The sequence below is a fragment of the Ruminococcus sp. 1001136sp1_2201st1_G3_2201SCRN_220225 genome (assembly GCF_040924365.1).
In the GTDB taxonomy this organism is placed as follows: domain Bacteria; phylum Bacillota; class Clostridia; order Lachnospirales; family Lachnospiraceae; genus Blautia_A; species Blautia_A faecis.
In genome coordinates this window covers 87,268-104,812 of record NZ_JBCOME010000001.1, presented here as the reverse complement: position 1 = coordinate 104,812, position 17,545 = coordinate 87,268, and the positions used below count along the sequence as shown (strand labels likewise).

Genomic DNA, 17,545 nt, shown 5'->3' with positions numbered 1-17,545 from the left:
ATATGGCATTTAGACCTGTTTATAAGGGTATGAGAAAAGAGTAAGGAGTTACTGTCCATTTGAATATACAGTAACGTAAGGAGGTCAACCTTGTTAGTACATTTACACGTAAAAAACCTTGCACTCATAGATGAAATTGAAGTGGAATTCGGACCAGGGCTGAATATCCTCACCGGTGAGACTGGTGCCGGTAAGTCCATTCTTCTCGGTTCCATGCAGCTGATCCTGGGAGGAAAGACATCCAGAAGCATGATCAGGGAAAATGCGCCCTATGCACTGGTAGAGCTTTTATTTCAGGTTGAAAATACGAAAGCAAAAGAAGCACTTGCCGCACTTGATATTTATCCGGAGGACGGACAGATCCTCATGTCAAGAAAAATCATGGACGGCAGGAGCATTAATAAGATAAATGGGGAGACAAGCACTGTCAGCCAGATGAAGGCCGCTGCAGCCTGTCTTCTTGACATTCACGGGCAGCATGAGCACCAGTCCCTTCTCTATGAGGAGAAACAGCTGGAAATCCTGGACGCTTATGGCCGTGAGAAAATCTTTCCGGAAAAAGAGAAGGTGAAAGCTGCCTATCAGGAATATAAGAAATGTCAGGCAGAACTGAAATCCCTTGATATGGACGAAGAGCAGAAGAATCGGGAAATGGCTTTTCTGGAATTTGAGATCAATGAGATTGAGAAAGCATCTCTGGTTCCAGGAGAAGACGAAGAATTGGAAAAGCAATATCGAAAGCTCTCCAATGGACGCAGAATTATCGATTCCCTGCAAAGTGCCCATTCCCTTACCGGATATGATGGACAGGGAGCTGGGGAAGCAGTGGGAGAGGCTCTTCGGGAGCTTTCCAGAGTGACAGAGTACGATGATCAGCTGGAATCCCTTTCCCAGACCTTAAGCGAAGTGGACGGACTTCTCAATGATTTTAACAGGGAGCTGTCCTCCTATATGGATGACATGACTTTTGATGAGTCCGTATTTTATGAGACAGAGCACCGCCTGGATCTGCTCAATGGTCTGAAAGCCAAATACGGTCAGCGTATCGAAGAAATCCAGGAATACCAGAAAAAACAGCAGGAAAAGCTGAACAAACTTCAGAAGTATGAAGAAATTTTCGAGGCTTCCAGGGAAGAACTGAAAAAGGCAGAGAAAAAGCTGGAAACAGCCTGCAGCCGTCTTTCGGAAATTCGTAAAGAATACAGCCATCAGCTGGAGAAAAAGGTAATCCAGGGATTAAAAGACTTAAATTTCCTGGATGTACAGTTTGCCATCACGTTTTCCAGAAGAAGCAGTTTTACAGAGAATGGTTATGATGAAATCCAGTATGAAATTTCCACAAATCCGGGAGAAAGTCTGAAGCCCCTTGGTAAAATCGTATCCGGTGGTGAGCTTTCCAGAATTATGCTTGCACTGAAGGCAATCCTGGCAGACCGTGACCAGATCGAAACATTGATTTTTGATGAAATAGATACGGGAATCAGTGGACGTACTGCTCAGAAGGTTTCTGAGAAAATGGCAGTGATCGGGCATCATCATCAGGTGCTCTGCATTACCCATCTTCCCCAGATCGCAGCCATGGCAGATTCCCATTTTGAGATCGAGAAGCAGGTTGAAGGCACCAAGACCACCACTCAGATCCATCCCCTTGATGAAGAAGCCTCCATCCGCGAACTGGCCCGTCTTCTTGGGGGTGCCCAGATCACTGGCGCTGTGCTGGAAAATGCAAGGGAGATGAAAAAACTGGCCAGGGAGTGCAAGGCATAATTCCTTTTTGTAGATTGAGAAAATGAGTTTTCAAACATGTAAGTTGAAATCCTCTGTGAGACAGGCTCCTGTCTGACAGGGGATTTCTGAGTATATCAGAAGCTTTTTCAGGCAGGCTCCGGAGCGAGTCTGAAAAATCATTCCCGCAATCTGCACGCCCCACTTTGCGGTATATTTTGCCCGAATTCAGTTGCCGTAGTCCGCTACGGCGCCCTCATCCGGGCAAAATCTCCCACAAATCGTGACGCACATCTTGCAGAAAGCCTTTTTCAGACACGCTCCAGCATGTTTTCAATAAAAATTCCATACCCACTTGCCGCATCCTGGACAAAAACGTGGGTTACCGCACCGATTACTTTTCCATTTTGCAGGATGGGACTGCCTGACATGCCCTGGACAATGCCGCCGGTGGTGTTAAGAAGCCGCTGATCGGTGATATGGATGACGAAACTTTTGTTAGTGTCCTCGTGGTTCATGTCGATTCTGGTGATTTCTGCATCGTATTCTTTTACTCCATTACCTACATCACACAGAATGGAAGCCGGACCGGTCTGTACTTCCTGTTTGTAGCCGATTTTCATCTGGCGGAGGGAAATTGGCAGAGAATCATTTCCGGAAAAACTGTCTGCAAAATCCCAGAAAGAAGTTTTGGACTGGTTAAAGCTTTCAGAAGCATTGACCGTATCATCTGAAGCAGAAGCTGCGGCCTGGAGCTCTGTAATATTATTGCCAGAACTGCTGGTGAAACTGCCGTAAATTCCATTTGAACTATTTACACGAATCTGTCCGATCACATTGTCATTTCTGTAACGGATCAGCCCGGAAAGTTCTCCGGGACTTCCTTTTTCCCCTTTTTGCACTCCGAGAATCTGGGCACAGTAAAGATTTCCTCCCTTTATTGACAAAAGATTTCCTGTGTCGATATCGCTGATTCCATGGCCAAGAGCACCGAAATTTCCGTTTTTTGTTACATAGGTAAGGGTTCCGATTCCCTGGGTATCATCCCGGACCCAGATTCCAAGCTTGTACTTTCCGGAAGCATCCTGTGCCGGGGAGAGAGAGACCGGAATGGTACTGTTATTTCTTCGCACGCTTACCGTAACAGGCTTTCCATCAATAGTTTCCAGATCGTTAATTAAATCCTGCTTGCAGGATATTTTCTGCTCATTTAGTGCAACAATATAATCGCCAGGCTTTAAAATATTTTTTGCCGGATCCTGCATCTGCCCATTTTTAGAAAGGATTTCTCCGGTGTCGATCACAAGAACTCCGTCTGTTTCCATGTAAATCCCCACTGTGCTGCCGCTGACCAGAATGGTGTCTGCCTCTGTTGGTTTCACTTTAATATTCTTGAAAGCTATTTTTCCAAAAAGTCTGCAAGGCAGTTGGTAGCTGCCTTCCCCGGAAGCAGTGATTGTATCTCCGAAAGATACAAAAGGAAGATTGGAAATCTGGGAAAGGTCAAGTCCTGAATTTTTGTCAATGTGTATTTCATCCGGAATTTTCCGGTCCAGATAACGATATCCCAGAAATACCATTGTCAGAAGGTCAAGGACAAGACAGAGCAGGATAAAATGTTTGTATTTTCGTTTCTGGTACATGTTTTCACATCCTTTTCTTTTGTTTTTCACTGTGCTGGTACAGCAAATATTAAGTAACCGCTATAGTGACTTGTCTGATTTTTCATATACTGTGTCAATATAGCAGAAACTTAATTTTCACTGTACTAGTATGGAGAAAAATCATGATTTCACTCTTGTATTTTTATGAACCTGTTCCATATCTTTCAATCATAAAACGCGAAAAAAATAAACTGTGTTAAATTGAGAGTCGGTGTAAAACGCTGTCTTAATATAAAAATTTCCTCAGAAAAAATGAAATTATTGTCGCTAAAAGACGCAAAAAAACTCGAAACTAATCGAACGAAAATGCAGTAAAAACGGCAGTTTCGGCTTGATTTCCCCATGGCAGTTCCACTATAATAGACGTTGTTACAGCAAAGGAAAATTTTTCTGAAAAATGTGCAAGAGCAAACAGGGCCCTGCTGTTTTGTACAGGTGATAGGAAGATATTGGGAAGAAAAACGCGTTTGGTTCCTGATATCAGAAATATAGCAACTTTCCGGCTGTGGATTGCCGGAGAATTTTCAAAATAGTAGAAGGAGAATGGCCTCATGGAAAAATTGAATGTGGCAATTGCGGACGATAATGAGAAAATGGTGGAGGTACTGAGTAAGATCATTGATCAGGACGAAGACCTGAAACTGGTTGGAAAAGCACATAATGGAGAAGAAATCTGTAACATCATAAAGGAAAAACAGCCTGACGTGGTTGTACTGGATATTATCATGCCAAAAGTTGACGGACTTTCAGTGATGGAGCGCTTCAGTCACGATGAAAATTTGAAAAAAGTGCCGTCATTTATTGTGGTTTCGGCAGTGGGACAGGAGCGGATCACAGAGGACGCTTTTGATCTTGGAGCAGATTATTTTATGCTGAAGCCTTTTGACAACAAAATGCTGCTGAACCGGATCAAACACATCCGCCGGGCGGGAGAGAGACGCGCCAGGGAAATGAACCGTCCAAGACAAAAGGAAGAGGAAAATACTTACAATCCAGGAAATCTGGAAACGGATGTGACAGATATTATACATGAAATCGGAGTACCTGCACATATTAAAGGTTATCAGTATCTGCGGGATGCCATTATTTTATCCGTAAATGACATGGAAATGCTGAATTCTATTACAAAAATTTTATACCCAACCATAGCCAAACGCCATCAGACAACGCCAAGCCGCGTGGAGCGGGCTATCCGCCATGCCATTGAAGTTGCATGGAGCCGTGGAAAAATGGATACCATTGACCAGCTGTTTGGCTATACAGTGAGCAATGGGAAAGGAAAACCTACCAATTCCGAGTTTATTGCACTGATTGCTGACAAAATCAGACTGGAATATAAAAATCGTTCTTTCCAATGAGCCGAATTTGGGGTATAATAAAAGACAAAAGCAGGTTACTGGCATTAAGTGGCAGTAACGTTATTTGCTATTACTAAGGAGGGTTTTTTGGATGAAAAGAATTCTTTTTGCAACATCAGAGGCAGTGCCTTTCATTAAGACCGGAGGATTGGCTGATGTAGCCGGCTCACTGCCGAAATGCTTTGATAAACGTTATTTTGATATTCGCGTGATCTTACCGAAATATGCCTGCATGAAGCAGGAATGGAAAGATAAAATGGAATATGTCACACACTTCTACATGGATCTTGGATATAAGAACTGTTATGTAGGTATTCTTCAGATGGAGTATGATGGCATTAAGTTCTACTTTATAGATAATGAGTATTATTTCAGTGGACCGAAGCCATATGACAGTGCTCCGTGGGACCTGGAGAAATTTGCATTCTTCTCCAAGGCAGTGCTTTCCGTACTTCCGGTAATCGATTTCCGTCCGGACATTATTCACTGCCATGACTGGCAGACTGGTCTTGTTCCTGTTTATCTGCACGACAGCTTCCAGCAGAATCAGTTCTTCTGGGGAATTAAGACCATCATGACCATACATAACCTGAAATTCCAGGGTGTATATGATGTGAAGACGATCAAGGAGCTTACAGGACTTTCCGATTACTACTTTACACCGGATAAGCTGGAAGCATACAAGGATGGCAACTTCCTGAAGGGTGGTATTGTATTTGCAGATGCTGTTACTACAGTAAGTAATACATATGCAGATGAGATCAAGACACCGTTCTATGGCGAAGGTCTGGACGGACTGCTCCGTGCACGCTCCAATAGTCTGCGTGGTATTGTAAATGGTATTGATTATAATGATTTTAATCCGGAGACAGATATTAATCTGTCAGCTCGTTATAATGCTACCACTTTCCGTAAGGAGAAGGTTAAGAATAAAATCCAGCTACAGAAAGATTTAGGACTTGAGCAGGATCCGAAGGCTATGATGATCGGTATTGTTTCCCGTCTGACAGATCAGAAGGGATTTGACCTGATCGCTTATATCATGGACGAGCTTTGTCAGGATAGTGTACAGATTGTAGCTCTTGGCACAGGAGATGAGCGCTATGAGAATATGTTCCGTCACTTTGACTGGAAATATCATGGCAAGGTTTCTGCACAGATTTATTACGATGAGAGCATGTCTCACAGAATCTATGCAGCTTCTGATGCATTTCTGATGCCGTCATTGTTTGAGCCATGCGGTCTGAGCCAGCTGATGAGCCTTCGTTATGGTACTCTTCCAATCGTCAGAGAGACAGGTGGTCTGAAGGATACGGTAGAGCCTTACAATGAATTCGAAGGAACAGGAACTGGATTTTCATTCAGCAATTACAATGCACATGAGATGCTTTCCACGATCCGCTATGCAGAGCGCATTTACTATGACAAGAAGCGCGAATGGAATAAGATGGTAGACCGGGCTATGGCAAAGGATTTCTCATGGAGTAATTCCGCACGCCAGTATGAAGAGATGTACAACTGGCTGATCGGGGAATAAGGATTCTGTAAGAAATATGCCATTTAAAGTACGGATATAGATATATATGGTACATAATATATACGGTACATAATAAGATGAAATTCGGACATACTACTTTCTGTAAAGTGTCCGCCTCAGGATACAGGAGAGATTAATTTTCTCCTGTATTTTGTATATATGGACATTTGAAGGCTGTCGAAAACAAAGGTTCCATACTGTTGGTTTTCGCTACAGAAATATTTTAGTTACTGTTCACTGGTAACATTCCGCGAGGTGTTTTTTGTGAACGTAGTTCACAGAAAACCCGAGAAGTGCGGCGCGAAATCATGCAAATGCATGATTTCTGTGCATCGCGAAGCGCGTTGCTGTGAACGGAGTGAACAGTAACATATTTTAACAGGAGGCAGGTTATATGAACCAAATTTCAGAACTGGATCTACAGAATTTACGTCACCTGATCGGCGGATTTGACACCACCCATTGTAAAATGGAGGAGTATGCAAGTAAGGCTACAGATGCCCAGGTAAAACAGTTTTTCCAGAAGTCTGCCCAGTCGGCAGTGGACTGCAAAAATCAGCTTATGCAGTATTTACAGTAGGAGGTGCCGCAGATGAATGAAAAAGTGATGGTAGCAGATACCCTTGCCGGAATTAACGGTGAACTGACCCGTTATGGGGAGATGATCCCTCAGACAGAGAATCCTCAGCTGAAACAAACCTTAAAACAGATGAGAAATCAGTGCGAGATGTCCCAGGAGGAGATTTACCAGATTGCCCGTGCAAGAGGCTATTATGTGCCGGCAGCTCAGGCAACAAGGGAAGAAGTGGATCATGTCAGAAGCGTGCTTAGCCAGGGATAAGAGGGGCTAGTGTTACTGGTCACGGAGTGAACAGTAATGGGATAGTAAATAACATCCGGGTTGCAGGAAATAATTCTTGTAATTCCGGATGTTTTGCTATATAGTAGAATTACTGACAGGAAAACGACAATATAAAAGTCGTATACGATTCATTTCAAAATTTACCGGAGTTTTGTCTGTCTCCGGGTATACAAGAATTTCACACCCGTATTCCGGGATGATTCCACCGGTGAAAATAACTTTACAGTTCGTTTGGCTTAACATGAAAAATAAAATTTTTATATGGCGAGTAGGGGCTTGACAAGTGAACTGATTTAAGATAGTATGTACTACAGAGAAACGAACATAGGTTCGTATTTGCGCAAGCAAGAAGATCCTGGCTGCTGTTCACTGGTAACGTTCCGCGAGGTGTTTTTGTGAACAAAGTTCACAGAAAACCCGAGAATTGCGGCGCGAAATCATGCTTTGCATGATTTCTGTGCATCGCGAAGCGCGTTACTGTGAACGGAGTGAACAGTAACAGATCCTGGCTGCTGTTCACGGATAAGGTTCTGCCAGGTGCCTTTTGTGAATGGTAACAGGTTATACAGTCCGGTTAATGATTACAGAAATTACTACGGACTTGTCTGATTATTAAGAATAGGAGATCGGAATAATGATAAATGAAGAGAAGAAGAAAGCGCTGGAAGCGGCTCTTGGACATATTGAGAAGCAATATGGCAAGGGCTCTGTAATGAAACTGGGTGAGTCCAGTGCCAATATGCAGGTGGAGACTGTTCCTACCGGTTCCCTGAGCCTTGACATTGCACTTGGGGTAGGCGGTGTGCCGAAGGGACGTATTATAGAAATCTACGGACCAGAGTCCAGTGGTAAGACCACTGTTGCATTACATATGGTAGCCGAGGTTCAGAAAAGAGGCGGAATTGCCGGTTTTATCGATGCCGAGCATGCTCTTGACCCTGTATATGCGAAGAACATCGGCGTAGATATTGATAATCTTTACATTTCCCAGCCGGATAATGGTGAGCAGGCTCTGGAGATTACAGAGACCATGGTTCGTTCCGGTGCAGTTGACATTATCATCGTGGATTCCGTTGCAGCTCTGGTTCCCAAGGCAGAGATTGATGGTGACATGGGAGACAGTCATGTAGGTTTGCAGGCACGTCTGATGTCACAGGCACTTCGTAAGCTGACCGCTATTATCAGTAAGTCTAACTGCGTTGTGATCTTTATCAACCAGCTCCGTGAGAAGGTTGGTGTTATGTTTGGTAACCCGGAGACAACTACTGGTGGACGTGCCCTTAAGTTCTATTCATCCATACGTCTTGATGTACGCCGTGTAGAGACATTGAAACAGGGCGGCGAGATGGTTGGAAACCACACCAGGATCAAGGTTGTTAAGAATAAGGTTGCTCCGCCATTTAAGCAGGCTGAGTTTGATATTATGTTTGGTACCGGCATCTCCAAGGAAGGGGATATCCTTGATCTTGCTGCTGAGAATTCCATTGTGAATAAGAGCGGTGCATGGTATGCATACGAAGGAAATAAGATCGGCCAGGGACGTGAGAATGCCAAGCTGTTCCTGAAAGAGCATCCGGACATCTGCGATGAGATTGAACGCAAGGTTCGTATCCATTATCACCTTCTTCCAGGTGAGGAAGAAGAGCAGCAGGATGTGAAGCAAGAAGAAACTACACCAGAATCTGACGCTCCGGCAGCAGAAGAGGAATAAAATATGGCGGTTACACCTGAAGAGCAAAAGAATGCCAGAAGAAAGGCAATGCTTCTTCTGGAGCATATGGACCGTACAGAGAAAGGCCTGTCTGACCGGCTGCGTCAGGCAGGCTTTTCAGCAGAAGCCACAGAGGATGCCATGAACTATGTGCGTTCCTATGGGTATCTGAACGATTACCGCTATGCCATGAATTATATTTCCTTCCGCATGGGAACCAAGAGCCGTCAGAAGATTCTCCAGGGGCTTTCAGGGAAAGGAATTGACCGCGAGACTGCCCTTGCAGCCTGGGAAGAGGCTGCAGAGATTGAAGAGCCAGATGAACTGGCCATTCTCCGAACTACAGTAGAGAAAAAGTGTCAGCCTGGTACTGCCCTGGACGAGAAGGGGATGCGCCGCCTCCAGGGATTTCTCCTTCGAAGAGGTTTTTCCTATGGAGATATTTCCCACGTGCTGGAAGACATGAATATTACCTGTGAGAGAAGCTATTGATAAATTGCTGGATTCTTTCTGTGCATCGCGAAGCGTGTTACTGGTCGCGGAGTGAACAGTAACGCTAGACGTTTCTTTGGAAATTTAAATTTTGTTTTTGTGTAGAAAAACTTGACATAATTCTAAAAAAAAGATAAACTTGTATTGTTGTGATTGCACAATGAAAACTAAATATTGAGGAGGTGCTCCTGTGACAACAATTATTGTTGCAGTTGTCGCTGTAGTAGCCACTCTACTGATTGCAGTTCCTATTACTAGTAAAGTTTCTGTGGATAACAAAGTTAAGAAAGACGCAGAAACGATTGGGTCAGCTGAAGAAAAGGCCAGAGGCATCATTGATGAAGCCTTAAAAGCGGCCGAAACAAAGAAACGTGAAACTTTATTGGAAGTAAAGGAAGAATCTCTCCGTACAAAGAACGAACTGGAGAAGGAAACCAAGGAACGTAGAAACGAACTGCAGAAATATGAGAAGCGTGTCTTATCGAAGGAAGAAACCGTTGATAAGAAAGCTGAAGCAGTTGAGAAGCGCGAGGCAGAGTGCACAGCGAGATTTGCTGAATTGCAGAAGAAAGAAAAGAGAGTAGATGAACTCGAGCTGAAAGGAGTACAGGAACTGGAACGTGTTTCCGGTCTGACCTCCGAACAGGCAAAAGAAGAATTGCTCAGATCTGTGGAAGACGATGTTAAAGTTGATGTTGCCAGACTTTACAAGGAACTTGAGAGCCAGGCGAAGGAAGAGGCAGGAAAGAAAGCCAAGGAATATGTGGTAAATGCCATTCAGAAATGTGCGGTAGACCATGTTGCCGAGACTACTATTTCCGTAGTGCAGCTTCCAAGCGATGAGATGAAGGGACGTATTATCGGACGTGAGGGACGTAATATCCGTACTATGGAGACCCTGACAGGTGTAGACCTTATCATTGATGATACTCCTGAGGCAGTAGTTCTCTCATCATTTGATCCTATCAGACGTGAAGTGGCAAGAGTAGCACTTGAGAAACTGATCGTAGATGGACGTATCCATCCGGCCAGAATCGAGGAAATGGTTGAGAAGGCACAGAAAGAAGTTGAAACTCAGATCCGCGAGGATGGCGAGAATGCAGCTATGGATGTTGGAGTTCATGGTATTCATCCAGAGCTTCTGAAACTTCTTGGACGTATGAAATTCCGTTCAAGTTATGGACAGAATGCGCTGAAGCATTCTATTGAAGTAGCACAGCTTTCCGGTCTGCTTGCCGGTGAAATTGGTGTAGACGTGCGCATGGCGAAACGTGCCGGTCTGCTTCATGATATCGGTAAATCTATTGACCATGAAGTTGAGGGATCCCATATTGAGATTGGTGTAAACCTTTGTAAGAAATATAAGGAATCACCTATTGTGATCAATGCGGTAGCAGCACACCACGGTGATGTGGAGCCAGAGAGCCTTATTGCCTGTATCGTGCAGGCAGCAGATGCGATTTCCGCGGCGCGTCCAGGTGCCAGAAGAGAGACACTGGAGACTTATACCAACAGACTGAAGCAGCTTGAGGATATTACCAATCAGTTCAAGGGGGTTGAGAAATCCTTTGCAATCCAGGCTGGTAGAGAAATCCGTGTTATGGTAGTTCCTGAGCATGTGAATGATTCTGAGATGGTACTTCTCGCAAGAGACATAGCGAAGCAGATTGAGGCTGAGCTTGAGTATCCGGGTCAGATCAAAGTCAATGTGATCCGCGAGAGCAGAGCTGTTGATTATGCCAAATAATCGGAGTTAATTTACATTAAGAAATATTAAGAAACCGCTTCCGCATTTTTCATACTATATGAAGGATGCGGAGGCGGTTTTTATTATGAAAGTCCCGGACGGCAGCCATGAACGAGCTATGCTTGCATGGGCTGATTCATGGAAAATCAAAAAGAATTTTTTTATGTAATTCATAATCAAATCATCGCTTGCGTACAATGGTACAGGGTGAATATATGGAAAATTTACTCAGTATCAAAAAGAAAAGTTTTTTTCCAGGACTGACTTTGCTGCTTGCAGGATTTCTTGCAGGAATGCTGATCCCGAACTTTATATACCGTTTTTCCTGGAAGCAGCAGGCATTTTCCGCAGTGTACCTTTTGGAAACCTATGGGAAAACAGAAGCAGGAGGAATCGATTATCTTTTGCAGATTCTCTGGATGCGCGGTGGGATTTTTTTCCTTTCTCTAATCTGTGGTTTTACTGTATTTGGAGTCCCTATGGCAATTATGGCGATGTTTTTTACCGGGATTGGACTGGGAATCGTATTTTCCATGTCTATTCTGCAGTTCGGACTTACCGGAGGCGCAGTTGCCGTAGCACTTCTTTTTCCGCATTATCTAATCTATCTGCCATTATGGGATTCGGTGTATCAGATGGTCTACAGGGAATCTATGGGAATCTGGCGCAATCATGGAATTTTTCCACAGAAAGTAAGCGCTTATCTCCTGAAAGTGCTCTTATATACAGCTTTATACGGTGTGGGAATTCTTTTGGAATGGCGTGTAAATCCATGGATTTTAAACAAAATTCTGGATTTTTCGAAATTTTTTGAATGAGAATAATATGAAAAATACAAGATATAGTATTGGTTACCATAAAAGCGACGTTATTTTGTAAAATGGGCAAAAAAAGCTTGTTTTTATACGATTTTTGGCCGAAAAAAAGGTTTGATTTTATGTCAATTACAAAGTATAATACAAATACATTTTAAGATCAGTTATTGTGGGGAGGTAGCCCGTTCCTGCAATAAAGCGTGAAAGAGCAAATGCAATGGACAATAGGAATTCCGGGCGAAATCTCCCACAAATTGTGACGCACATCTTACAGAAAGCCTTTTTCAAACACGCTCCAGAATCTTTTTCAAACATGGTCTAAAGCAGTATGATCGTGGACTATATGAAATGAATTTATAACAAAAGAGACAGGAAGTAAACAATATGGAACAGGAAATACGCGAGTTTATTGAATACTTACATAATACGAAAAAAACATCCCAGAATACAGAGGTTTCCTATCAGCGGGATCTGAACAAGATGGCTGCATACCTGGAAATGAAGGGGATTATGAAAGCGGAAGATGTCCGTGAATTTGATCTTATGGGATACATGGATTATATGGAGAAAGAGAACTTCGCGTCATCCACTATTTCAAGAAGTGTTGCTTCCATGCGTGCTTTTTTTCAACACATGTTTGCACTTAGGAAGATGGAAGAGAACCCCACAGATAATCTGAAATCTCCAAAGGTAGAGAAGAAGCTTCCGGAGATTCTCAGTATTCAGGAAGTTGACGATCTTTTGAAGCAGCCAGATCTGACTACGCCTAAGGGAATTCGGGATAAGGCTATGTTAGAGCTTTTATATGCCACTGGTATGCGTGTCAGCGAACTGATCCATCTGGAGACCACAGATGTAAACCTTCAGCTTGGCTATGTGGTTTGCCAGGAGAATAAAGAGCGTATCATTCCGATTGGAAATGTAAGCAAGGAAGCGTTGAATCTTTATCTTGAAGAGGGACGTAAGGTATTTGTGAAAGATGATTCAGAGCATGCGCTGTTCACAAATTGCTCCGGTAAGGCCATGAGCCGTCAGGGATTCTGGAAAATGCTGAAAGGCTATGCCCAGGAGGCTGGAATTCACAGAGATATTACGCCACATACATTGAGACATTCTTTTGCAGTACATATGCTGCAGAATGGAGCAGACATCCGAAGCGTCCAGGAAATGCTGGGACATTCCGATATTTCTACGACTCAGGTATATTTAAGCATGAATATTAACCGGATGCGAGATGTGTATATGAAAGCACATCCAAGACATTGAGAAGAGCGAATAAGATGATAACTGTCCATGGGAGAGACCTGTGGGCAGTTTTTTATGTAATAGGAAATTCCGTTGGAATTTCCTATTACATAAAAAGCCCTACCGGGCAGGATCGCACTGCGGCGGAAAGGTAGTTGTCGCTCGAGGCGACCCACCGCAGGCGGAGAATCCTGCAAGCAGGATTCTTTTTTATGTAATGAAAATTCTGCAAAGTAAGATTCTTTCTTGTATTATAAAAATGTTTGACCGAAAATTCTATCGAAAGATATTAGAGCGTGTCTGAAAAATCTCCCGCATTCCGAAATCAGAATACAGGAGATAAATAAATTTTATTTCTGAAAATATACCGCAAAGTGGGGCGTGTAGATTGCGGAAATGATTTTTCAAACAGGCGCTAGCACATCTCAGCGATTGTATAAAGCAGCTTCTCAGATTCTTCCCATCCAAGACAAGCATCTGTAATGGATTTACCATATACATGGTTTGGTCCGATCTTCTGATTGCCTGGCTCAATGTAGCTTTCGATCATAAGACCCTTTACCAGCCCACGAACATCAGAATCAACCTGACGGCTGTGAAGAACTTCTTTGGCAATACGGATCTGCTGCTCATACTGCTTGTTGGAGTTGGAATGGTTGGTATCCACGATGGTAGCCATGTTCTTCAGGTTCTTAGCGGAATATTTCTCGAAAAGAAGACGAAGATCTTCGTAATGGTAGTTCGGAATAGCCTCTCCGTGTTTGTTTACAGCACCACGAAGAATGGTATGTGTCAACTCATTTCCAGTAGTTACAACTTCCCATCCTCTGTAGATAAATGTATGGCTGCCCTGAGCTGCAACAACAGAGTTCAGCATAACACTGAAGTCACCACTTGTAGGATTCTTCATTCCCGCCGGAACATCCATACCGCTGACAGTGAGACGGTGCTGCTGATCCTCAACAGAACGTGCTCCTACAGCAACATAGGAAAGAAGATCGGAAAGGTAACGCCAGTTCTCTGGGTAAAGCATCTCGTCTGCACAGGTAAATCCGCTTTCCTCAATAGCGTGGATGTGCATTTTACGGATGGCAACAAGACCGGCAAGCATATTAGGTTTTTTCTCCGGATCTGGCTGATGAACCATTCCTTTATAACCCTCTCCGGTAGTACGGGGTTTATTTGTATAAACACGAGGAATGATTAAAACTTTATCCGCGATCTTGTCCTGAACTTTGCGAAGTCTCAGCAGATAGTCGCATACAGCATCTTCATTATCTGCAGAACAGGGACCAATGATTGCAAGAAATTTATCGGATTTTCCGGTGAATACGTCACGGATTTCCTGATCACGTTTCTCTTTCAGTGCCTTGATCTTTGCATCAATGGGATATTGGTTGCGGATCTCGTCGGGGGTTGGAAGCTTTTTGATGAATTCAAATCCCATGGTATTTTCTCCTTTTATCGGCAAAATTTATTTTCGATTCAATATTATAGACTATGATGGAAAAAATGTCGATAGGCAAATTGCGGGAATGATTTTTCAAACATGCTCCAGTCTGTTTAGATAAATGAAATGAAGCAAGGTAAGAATCAGTTGGGAAAGGAGCATTCCGTAAAAATATCCACGGATTCCAAGCACAGGAATAGAAAAGAAAACAAATCCAATTCGGATACACACTCCTGCAATATTGTGAAATAGGCAGGCATCTGGGCGCCCGAGACCGTTCAGAATACTTTCCAGTGCAGTATTTGTATAAAGAAAAGGGCAGATAAAAGCTAACGTTCTTATATAAATCCCCGCAGTTTCGCTGTGAAAAAGAAAATTTCCCAGTGATTTTCCGAAAATAAAGAAAAAGAATGTACAGAAACCTCCGAAGAAAAAGCAGTTTTCACAGGTGCGGCGGATCACATGCCGAATTTTTTTTTCATGACCGAGGGCCTGTAAACCAGCCACAGAAGGCATCAGCATAACAGAGGCAGAATTTGTCAGTGTCGCCGGGAAAAGAATCAGCGGCAGCGCCATTCCGGTAAAAATTCCGTACACAGACAGGGAATCAGTCTGATTTATTCCAGACAGAAGCAATCTTTGGGGAATAAGAACCATTTCGATGCCAGAGAGTAAGGTAAGCAGCAGCCGGTTGACAGAGTGGGGAACTGCAATCTGGGCGATTTCTTTTAAAAGAACATTTATGGAAGTGGCAGTATTGTTTTTGGCAGAAGGTGAATTTCTGTGAGCACCTTTGCTCATACAGAAAAATACTCGTAAAATACGTCGAAGCAGTCCGGTGCCTGGTTTGTAATTTTCCCTGGAAAAATCCAGTCCAAGCGCCAGCATACATGCTGCAGTGGCTGTAAGCTCACTGAAAAGTGCACCTCCGGCCGCTATTACAGGGGTAATCTCTTTTTTCTGGGAAATCAGAATCAGGTAGATCACGTAAGTGCTGCCGATCCGGGAAGTCTGCTCAAGAAGCAGGATAAAAGCTGGAATTCCAGTCGTTTTTCTGGCATAATAAAAGCTGTTTACGCATGAATGCAAGGCTGAAAAAGGAAAACTAAAGGCAAGAATACGAAGCAGAACCGCAGTACGCGGCTCTTTTAACAAGGCAGAAGCCACAAAATCTGCATTCCAATAGACCAGAAAAGATAAAAGTCCGCAAAGTGCCATCGAAAGAAATGTTCCAAGAAGCAACGCATCTCTGGACTCTTTTTCTTTTCCAAGGGCAGTGAAAGAGGCACACAGCCTGGAAATAGCAGCCTGAATGCCCATACAGCAGGCTGCCAGTACGATTGCGTGAACCGGAAGCGTAAGCTGGTAAATTCCAACTCCCTGTGCACCAATAGTATGAGATAAGAATATTCTATAGAAGAAACCCATCAGGCGGCTGACAAGGCCGGTAAGAGTAAGAATCAGGGTTCCTTTGATAAAAAGTTTGTCAGACATAAGAATCCGCCTATCCTCTTCATCCTTTTAATTAGTTTATGCTGTAAATGTGCCTTGACAGAACTGTTATTATCTGGTAAAGTGGGATAGAAATCCAAGCGAAATACTAGGAAATAGAAAAGTACCTAAGGAGATAGATGAAATAACCCTTTCCCGGGAGTCTTTCATATCGAATTGATACCAATAAACCAGGAGGAAGAAAAATGGGAAAAATGATATATCTGGATAATGCGGCTACTACCAAGACCGCTCCGGAAGTAGTAGAAGCAATGCTTCCTTATTTTACCGAAATGTATGGAAATCCATCCAGCATTTACGACTTCGCATCCAAGAGCAAAGAAGGCGTCAGCAAGGCAAGAGGCCAGATCGCAGATGCACTTGGTGCCAAGAAAGAAGAAATCTATTTCACAGCTGGCGGTTCAGAGTCTGATAACTGGGCACTGAAAGCCACCTTTGAAGCATATAAATCCAAAGGAAACCACATCATCACAACCAAAATTGAGCATCATGCAATCCTTCACACCTGCGAATATCTTGAGAAAGAGCGCGGAGCGAAGATCACATATCTTGATGTAGATGAGAATGGTATTGTGAAGCTTGACGAGCTTGAGAAAGCTATTACACCAGAGACGATTCTGATTTCTGTTATGTTTGCGAACAATGAGATCGGATCTATCCAGCCGATCAGGGAAATCGGTGCAATTGCCAAAGAGCATGGCATCCTTTTCCACACAGATGCAGTACAGGCTTTTGGACAGGTGCCGATCAATGTAGATGAGTTAGGAATTGATATGCTCAGCTCCAGTGGACATAAGCTGAATGGACCGAAGGGAATCGGTTTCCTTTACATCCGCAAGGGTGTTAAGATACGTTCCTTTGTACATGGTGGAGCGCAGGAGAGAAAGCGCCGCGCAGGTACAGAGAATGTTCCTGGAATCGTAGGTTACGGCGTTGCTGCAGATCGTGCAGTCCGCACTATGAAAGAACGTACAGACAAAGAGATTCAGGTAAGAGATCATTTCATTGAAAGAATCCTGAAAGAGATTCCGTATGTGAAATTAAATGGTGACCGCACCAAACGTCTTCCGAATAATGTAAATGTAAGCTTCCAGTTCATCGAAGGAGAGTCCATGTTGCTTATGCTTGACAATTATGGCATCTGTGCATCCAGCGGTTCCGCCTGCACATCAGGCTCCCTGGATCCGTCCCATGTACTTCTGGCTATCGGACTCCCACATGAGATTGCACATGGTTCCCTGCGTATGACCTTAAGCGAGGAGACTACCATGGAAGATGCTGATTTTGTAGTAGATAAGCTGAAAGAAATCGTAGCTTACCTGCGATCAATGTCTCCATTATATGAAGATTTTATAAAAAAACAGTAACTGTTCAGTACCTTCACAGTTACACGCTTCGCGATGCACAGAAATCATGCTTTGCATGAT

The 17,545-nt window shown here is 43.5% G+C and carries 17 protein-coding genes and 1 pseudogene; 12 read left to right on the top strand and 6 right to left on the bottom strand.

Annotated elements, in window-relative coordinates; genetic code table 11:
• The first annotated feature begins 90 nt into the window (after window positions 1-90).
• Complete coding sequence (gene recN, locus AB5642_RS00525) at window positions 91-1,767, top strand: DNA repair protein RecN (protein WP_173718389.1); 1,677 nt, start codon at window positions 91-93, stop codon at window positions 1,765-1,767.
• A 30-nt stretch (window positions 1,768-1,797) separates the two neighbouring features.
• On the opposite strand, the gene AB5642_RS00520 is transcribed toward recN, so the two are convergent.
• From AB5642_RS00520 to AB5642_RS00510, 3 genes are read right to left on the bottom strand one after another with little or no spacing between them, the layout of a single operon-like run.
• Window positions 1,798-1,923, bottom strand: a complete 126-nt coding sequence (locus AB5642_RS00520; RefSeq protein WP_334285686.1) for a DUF6783 domain-containing protein — start codon at window positions 1,921-1,923, stop codon at window positions 1,798-1,800.
• A 30-nt stretch (window positions 1,924-1,953) separates the two neighbouring features.
• Window positions 1,954-2,019 (bottom strand): DUF6783 domain-containing protein, encoded by a 66-nt coding sequence (locus AB5642_RS00515; RefSeq protein ID WP_368366357.1) that lies wholly within the window; start codon window positions 2,017-2,019, stop codon window positions 1,954-1,956.
• 17 nt (window positions 2,020-2,036) lie between these two features.
• Entirely contained in the window at window positions 2,037-3,368 is a 1,332-nt protein-coding gene (locus AB5642_RS00510; RefSeq protein ID WP_237925934.1) for a SpoIVB peptidase S55 domain-containing protein, read from the bottom strand.
• A 572-nt stretch (window positions 3,369-3,940) separates the two neighbouring features.
• Here AB5642_RS00510 and spo0A point away from each other — a divergent pair.
• The 8 genes from spo0A (at window position 3,941) to AB5642_RS00470 (ending at window position 11,914) form a co-directional block, all read left to right on the top strand.
• The gene (spo0A, locus tag AB5642_RS00505; protein WP_148462517.1) at window positions 3,941-4,747 is read left to right on the top strand and encodes a sporulation transcription factor Spo0A; all 807 of its coding nucleotides are present in this window, start codon (window positions 3,941-3,943) and stop codon (window positions 4,745-4,747) included.
• A 91-nt stretch (window positions 4,748-4,838) separates the two neighbouring features.
• Complete coding sequence (glgA, locus tag AB5642_RS00500; RefSeq protein WP_148462516.1) at window positions 4,839-6,284, top strand: glycogen synthase GlgA; 1,446 nt, start codon at window positions 4,839-4,841, stop codon at window positions 6,282-6,284.
• A gap of 394 nt (window positions 6,285-6,678) precedes the next feature.
• Window positions 6,679-6,864 carry a hypothetical protein gene (locus AB5642_RS00495; protein WP_148462515.1) on the top strand — a complete coding sequence of 62 codons (186 nt, stop codon included), beginning with the start codon at window positions 6,679-6,681 and terminating at the stop codon, window positions 6,862-6,864.
• Between the two features lie 12 nt (window positions 6,865-6,876).
• The gene (locus tag AB5642_RS00490) at window positions 6,877-7,125 is read left to right on the top strand and encodes a spore coat protein (protein WP_118580993.1); all 249 of its coding nucleotides are present in this window, start codon (window positions 6,877-6,879) and stop codon (window positions 7,123-7,125) included.
• 655 nt (window positions 7,126-7,780) lie between these two features.
• Complete coding sequence (gene recA / locus AB5642_RS00485; RefSeq protein ID WP_118580990.1) at window positions 7,781-8,857, top strand: recombinase RecA; 1,077 nt, start codon at window positions 7,781-7,783, stop codon at window positions 8,855-8,857.
• 3 nt (window positions 8,858-8,860) lie between these two features.
• Window positions 8,861-9,349: a regulatory protein RecX gene (locus tag AB5642_RS00480; protein ID WP_173718391.1), complete on the top strand. Its 489-nt coding sequence runs from the start codon at window positions 8,861-8,863 to the stop codon at window positions 9,347-9,349.
• A 190-nt stretch (window positions 9,350-9,539) separates the two neighbouring features.
• Entirely contained in the window at window positions 9,540-11,096 is a 1,557-nt protein-coding gene (gene rny, locus AB5642_RS00475; protein WP_118580984.1) for a ribonuclease Y, read from the top strand.
• Between the two features lie 215 nt (window positions 11,097-11,311).
• Entirely contained in the window at window positions 11,312-11,914 is a 603-nt protein-coding gene (locus AB5642_RS00470; protein WP_173718392.1) for a stage II sporulation protein M, read from the top strand.
• 126 nt (window positions 11,915-12,040) lie between these two features.
• Here the strand turns inward: AB5642_RS00470 and AB5642_RS00465 are convergent, their stop codons facing one another.
• Window positions 12,041-12,199 carry a DUF6783 domain-containing protein gene (locus AB5642_RS00465; RefSeq protein ID WP_368072541.1) on the bottom strand — a complete coding sequence of 53 codons (159 nt, stop codon included), beginning with the start codon at window positions 12,197-12,199 and terminating at the stop codon, window positions 12,041-12,043.
• Between AB5642_RS00465 and AB5642_RS00460 the strand changes: the two are divergent.
• Both AB5642_RS00460 and xerD read left to right on the top strand, forming a co-directional pair.
• Window positions 12,158-12,271 (top strand): annotated as a pseudogene (locus tag AB5642_RS00460) (DUF6783 domain-containing protein); the annotation flags it as partial. The gene AB5642_RS00465 and the pseudogene AB5642_RS00460 sit on opposite strands and share 42 nt — an antisense overlap.
• 24 nt (window positions 12,272-12,295) lie before the next feature.
• On the top strand, window positions 12,296-13,177 hold the full coding sequence (gene xerD, locus AB5642_RS00455) for a site-specific tyrosine recombinase XerD (RefSeq protein WP_173718393.1): 882 nt from the start codon (window positions 12,296-12,298) through the stop codon (window positions 13,175-13,177).
• 394 nt (window positions 13,178-13,571) lie between these two features.
• Here xerD and AB5642_RS00450 read toward each other — a convergent pair whose 3' ends face one another.
• Entirely contained in the window at window positions 13,572-14,603 is a 1,032-nt protein-coding gene (locus tag AB5642_RS00450) for a 3-deoxy-7-phosphoheptulonate synthase (RefSeq protein WP_173718394.1), read from the bottom strand.
• Between the two features lie 96 nt (window positions 14,604-14,699).
• Entirely contained in the window at window positions 14,700-16,100 is a 1,401-nt protein-coding gene (locus tag AB5642_RS00445) for an MATE family efflux transporter (RefSeq protein WP_173718395.1), read from the bottom strand.
• A gap of 203 nt (window positions 16,101-16,303) precedes the next feature.
• Between AB5642_RS00445 and nifS the strand changes: the two genes are divergently transcribed.
• The gene (gene nifS / locus AB5642_RS00440) at window positions 16,304-17,485 is read left to right on the top strand and encodes a cysteine desulfurase NifS (protein ID WP_118580964.1); all 1,182 of its coding nucleotides are present in this window, start codon (window positions 16,304-16,306) and stop codon (window positions 17,483-17,485) included.
• The last annotated feature ends 60 nt before the right edge of the window (window positions 17,486-17,545 follow it).

Excerpts from the sequence above, each read along its gene's own strand:
- AB5642_RS00510 (WP_237925934.1), bottom strand. The coding sequence starts at position 3,368 with ATGTACCAGAAACGAAAATACAAACATTTTATCCTGCTCTGTCTTGTC.
- spo0A (WP_148462517.1), top strand. The coding sequence starts at position 3,941 with ATGGAAAAATTGAATGTGGCAATTGCGGACGATAATGAGAAAATGGTG.
- glgA (WP_148462516.1), top strand. The coding sequence starts at position 4,839 with ATGAAAAGAATTCTTTTTGCAACATCAGAGGCAGTGCCTTTCATTAAG.
- AB5642_RS00495 (WP_148462515.1), top strand. The coding sequence starts at position 6,679 with ATGAACCAAATTTCAGAACTGGATCTACAGAATTTACGTCACCTGATC.
- AB5642_RS00490 (WP_118580993.1), top strand. The coding sequence starts at position 6,877 with ATGAATGAAAAAGTGATGGTAGCAGATACCCTTGCCGGAATTAACGGT.
- recA (WP_118580990.1), top strand. The coding sequence starts at position 7,781 with ATGATAAATGAAGAGAAGAAGAAAGCGCTGGAAGCGGCTCTTGGACAT.
- AB5642_RS00480 (WP_173718391.1), top strand. The coding sequence starts at position 8,861 with ATGGCGGTTACACCTGAAGAGCAAAAGAATGCCAGAAGAAAGGCAATG.
- AB5642_RS00470 (WP_173718392.1), top strand. The coding sequence starts at position 11,312 with ATGGAAAATTTACTCAGTATCAAAAAGAAAAGTTTTTTTCCAGGACTG.
- xerD (WP_173718393.1), top strand. The coding sequence starts at position 12,296 with ATGGAACAGGAAATACGCGAGTTTATTGAATACTTACATAATACGAAA.
- AB5642_RS00450 (WP_173718394.1), bottom strand. The coding sequence starts at position 14,603 with ATGGGATTTGAATTCATCAAAAAGCTTCCAACCCCCGACGAGATCCGC.
- AB5642_RS00445 (WP_173718395.1), bottom strand. The coding sequence starts at position 16,100 with ATGTCTGACAAACTTTTTATCAAAGGAACCCTGATTCTTACTCTTACC.
- nifS (WP_118580964.1), top strand. The coding sequence starts at position 16,304 with ATGGGAAAAATGATATATCTGGATAATGCGGCTACTACCAAGACCGCT.